Raw genomic sequence first — 3,308 nt, 5'->3', positions numbered from 1 at the left:
GCTCATTGTCACGTGTCGCCCAATGCCCGCCCGGCTCCGGCTCGGGGCGCTCCACTGCCGCGCGGTCGCGACTGCAGGCATCCCGCCACGGCGCGCCATCCGTGCAGTCGGCCCGATCCACGGCCGGGACGCAGGCGGCGAGGATGAGGGCGGTTATCAGGTTCGCGCCCTGTTTCCGCTTTGTCTTGATAACCGCTATGGGGTAAGTGGTTGTTTTCACGAGAAATCCGCACGGATTTGCAATCCGCTGCGTAACCTCTCCGCCAACCCGCCAAGTGCTTAGTCTCATTACGTTTCCCCGCGTTCGCCGTCAAGGCGGTTGTCAAGGTTATCAGTAAGGTTATCAGGTTCGCGTTCCGGTTCCGTTTCGTTCCGGTCTTTCAGCGCGCGGATGGCGGCGGCGATGTTTGTGACGGCGTTCCCGTACCCTTCTTCAACCTTGTCGGCCAAATGGTTCCCGGCGTGTTTGGCATAGTTCGGCAGTCGTTCAAAGTGCATCTCCGCCACCCTCGCCGCTTCCTCCAGCGCCGCAGTTCGGATTGAGGCCACCGCGCGATGTTTTGCGGAGATCAGTTCCCCAGATGTTGGAGCGGCTCCTACCTCATACGCCAGATCAGCAAACCCAAGCATGAGGTTGGCGTCAGCGTGCCAAGTATCGCGTTCGCGCTCCAACTCCAGCACGAGTGCCTGTATGGCCTCGATCTCCGCATCCTTCTCGGCCATGAGGCGGTCGTGTTCGTCTGCGCGGACGTATTCCACAGTCCGGTCATCGTGGTAGGTATTTGCCGACCAGTCTCCCGTGATCCAGCCATCAAAATGGGGCCACGCCCATATCCGCTTCGGCGCGTCACTCATCGGTCTTGATCCTCTCCCCACTCCCGCAGCGCCTCGACCTGGGGCCGCGTTTTCTCGATCTTCCGCCGGATCACGGGCGCATCTTCCTTGCGCACCCACCCGGCGACGTGGACAAAGCCGAGGCGCTCCAGAAGCCGTTTGATCGCTTTGTAATCCTTCATATCCCACATATACTTTAGATTGCCATACATGGCAAGTCTTTCAACCCCCGTCGCGCTTCTTTTTCGCGCTCTTCGCAAGCATGATCTGCCGCGCCTCACCGGCATACTTTCGCACCATCGCAATCGTCGCGTTGCGTTCGCGCGAGAAGATGGGGGCGTGAGTGGTCATTTGGAAAACCTCAAGACGCCAGTTTCAAACATGCGGTCCAAGGTTCTCCCCCACGCCCGCAATATGTCCTCGAACTCCCACTCCGATTCCGCGCTGTTGTTCCGGCGGTCAATCGCATCATGGCAGGAGGAACATGCATATACTGCCTTGTAGTCGGCAGGCTTCTGCGCCATCCCGGCCCACCCGAAAAACCGAAGGTGAGCAAGAACCGTGGTGGACGTGTCGTAGTTGCAGCACCGAAGGTTGACGGTGCAATTCTCGCCCCGCGCGCTTTCACGGGCGGCAACGGAAACGATCGGCTTTCGGGTGCCGTATATCTGGCGTCCGGTGAGGTTGTTCATTCCTCAGACTCCGCGAATTTGCGAATACGGTTGACAAGATACTTGTGATCGCCGCCCCCGCGCTCCGTTGATGGCACCGGGGTTTTGAAGATGCGTCCATTGATCCGCGCCACCAGCTTCGGGTGGCCGTGCCCGGTGGGCTGCAATATCCGCCAGTCCGTTATCCCGAGGCGCTCAAATTCCCGCGAGACAAGGCCATACCAGTGTTGCGTTCGCAGTCGGTTGATCAGCTTCATTCGCTCGGCTCCGTCAATTTCACGCCCAACTCCGAAAGCCCCTTGTGCATCGCATCCAGGTAGTGCGATTTCTCCCCGACCGTCATTAGCCGCGTGATCGGGAAATCCAGAGGCTCCATCATGAAGGCAAGTTTCGTCTCGTAGGGCAGCGGCTTGATTAGACGGTCGTAGGTTTCGCGGAAGTCGTCGTGCCCCTCGCGCATGATCGGGACGCCATAGTGGAGTTTGCAGAAGCCACGGATTTCCTCGGCGGTCCTGTCTCCAAGCTGTTCGGCGGCCTCCATGCACCAAAGACGTTGCAGCTTGTTCTGTTCAAGCGATCGGCTGGCGCCAGATGTAACCGTGATGGTGAGGGGCGGCTTGAGGTTGCCCACAAGCCGCGCCACCCGCTCCATGTCCTCGGCCGATCTGACTATATGGGTGGTCATTCAGCGGCCATCGCGTAACGGGACCGCAGCGAGTCCAGTTTCTGCGCCATGTCCGCGAGGAATGTTGAGATTTCAGCCTCCATTTCCGCAATCACGGCGGCGTCCCTTTCAACCCGCCTGATCCAGATTTGCATATCTGCCGGCATTCTCGGGTCGAACGACACGAAGTCGCACCACGCGCGCCCGGTGCAGGCCATTTGCGCCTGCATCTGCGTCACGTATTTGCCGGGAATTACCTCGCTCAGGAGCGTTTCGATATGCGTGGCGGTGTTCGGGCATTTGATCTCGACCAGCCCATCTATTCCGACAAGCCCGTCAGGCGATGCACCAAAGTCTGCAATCATGCCGTGCAAAACGAATCCGGTTTCGGTGACTTCGCGATCTGTCAGGAACTCATAGGCGACGCGGGCCTGTGGCTCGCACTCTGTGCCCCATTGCATCGCCGCATTTGTGAACTGATCGGCCTGAGTCATGGTAAGGCGCTCACAGATCAATTCGGCCATGTAGTTTGCGCGACTGGCACTATATCCGCTTTTCGTCTTTGCCATGAGGTCGGCAACGCGCGAGGCTGTGACTTTTCCAAGGCGAGCGGCATACCACTCAGCGGAATGCTGTTCCATCATTACGCCCCCTTCTTCTGAGCGATCTTCTTACGAAGCGCGGCAACGGCTGTGTCGAACTGGCGCAGGGTAAGTTCTTCAAGCGATGCAGCCCCGATGAATTGCAGAAACTTCGCTTCATCCGCGCCAGCCTCTTCGAGAAGCCCTTGCACGACTACAAACTGATCTGCGTTGATGCGGTCGCCGGATGCGGCGGCGCGGCCGTCGTCGTCAGCCGATGCAGAAAGCCCGAGTGCCGTTTTGAGCGTGTAGCGCTGCAAGAATGTCACGGCGCTGCCTACCGCCTGAATGGGGTTCTTGTTCCCGGAATTGTCAGGGTCGCCGGAAAGCGTTGTCTCTTCGCTGTATCCGTCACGATGCGACAGAATGCAGGTCACGATGACCCTTCCGCCATCCTGCTTCGTGCGGAAGCGATATGACAGGCCGTTTGCCGAGAGGATCGGGTCAACTGTCTTTGCGATCTCCGCCAAATCCTCGTAGAGGTAATGAGTCCTGCCC

9 protein-coding genes are annotated in these 3,308 nt (G+C 59.0%); all 9 read right to left on the bottom strand.

From position 1 onward, the window contains the following. Positions 1–220 (bottom strand): hypothetical protein (locus KAY22_RS26755; RefSeq protein WP_296626104.1); only part of this gene is annotated, 220 nt, incomplete at its 3' end. Positions 221–288: 68 nt separating this feature from the next. Continuing rightward, a complete protein-coding gene (locus tag KAY22_RS26750) occupies positions 289–855 on the bottom strand; it encodes a hypothetical protein (protein ID WP_296626103.1) in 567 nt (188 codons plus the stop codon). Continuing rightward, positions 852–1,025, bottom strand: coding sequence for a hypothetical protein (locus KAY22_RS26745; protein ID WP_296626102.1), 174 nt, complete (start codon positions 1,023–1,025; stop codon positions 852–854). Before KAY22_RS26745 ends, KAY22_RS26750 begins: the two co-directional genes overlap by 4 nt. A gap of 31 nt (positions 1,026–1,056) precedes the next feature. After that, positions 1,057–1,185: a hypothetical protein gene (locus tag KAY22_RS26740; RefSeq protein ID WP_296626101.1), complete on the bottom strand. Its 129-nt coding sequence runs from the start codon at positions 1,183–1,185 to the stop codon at positions 1,057–1,059. Next, a complete protein-coding gene (locus KAY22_RS26735; protein WP_296626100.1) occupies positions 1,182–1,526 on the bottom strand; it encodes a nuclease domain-containing protein in 345 nt (114 codons plus the stop codon). Before KAY22_RS26735 ends, KAY22_RS26740 begins: the two co-directional genes overlap by 4 nt. Further along, positions 1,523–1,762 (bottom strand): hypothetical protein, encoded by a 240-nt coding sequence (locus KAY22_RS26730; protein WP_296626099.1) that lies wholly within the window; start codon positions 1,760–1,762, stop codon positions 1,523–1,525. Before KAY22_RS26730 ends, KAY22_RS26735 begins: the two co-directional genes overlap by 4 nt. Then, positions 1,759–2,190, bottom strand: coding sequence for a hypothetical protein (locus KAY22_RS26725; RefSeq protein ID WP_296626098.1), 432 nt, complete (start codon positions 2,188–2,190; stop codon positions 1,759–1,761). Before KAY22_RS26725 ends, KAY22_RS26730 begins: the two co-directional genes overlap by 4 nt. Beyond that, complete coding sequence (locus KAY22_RS26720; RefSeq protein WP_296626097.1) at positions 2,187–2,813, bottom strand: lambda exonuclease family protein; 627 nt, start codon at positions 2,811–2,813, stop codon at positions 2,187–2,189. The genes KAY22_RS26725 and KAY22_RS26720 overlap by 4 nt, the downstream gene beginning before the upstream one ends. Then, positions 2,813–3,308, bottom strand: a 496-nt coding sequence (locus KAY22_RS26715; protein WP_296626096.1) for an ERF family protein, incomplete at its 5' end; no start/stop codon positions are given. The genes KAY22_RS26715 and KAY22_RS26720, both read right to left, overlap by 1 nt.

Source organism: Rhizorhabdus sp. (genome assembly GCF_018006725.1).
Lineage (GTDB): Bacteria > Pseudomonadota > Alphaproteobacteria > Sphingomonadales > Sphingomonadaceae > Rhizorhabdus.
This window is presented reverse-complemented; position numbering and strand designations above follow the sequence as displayed.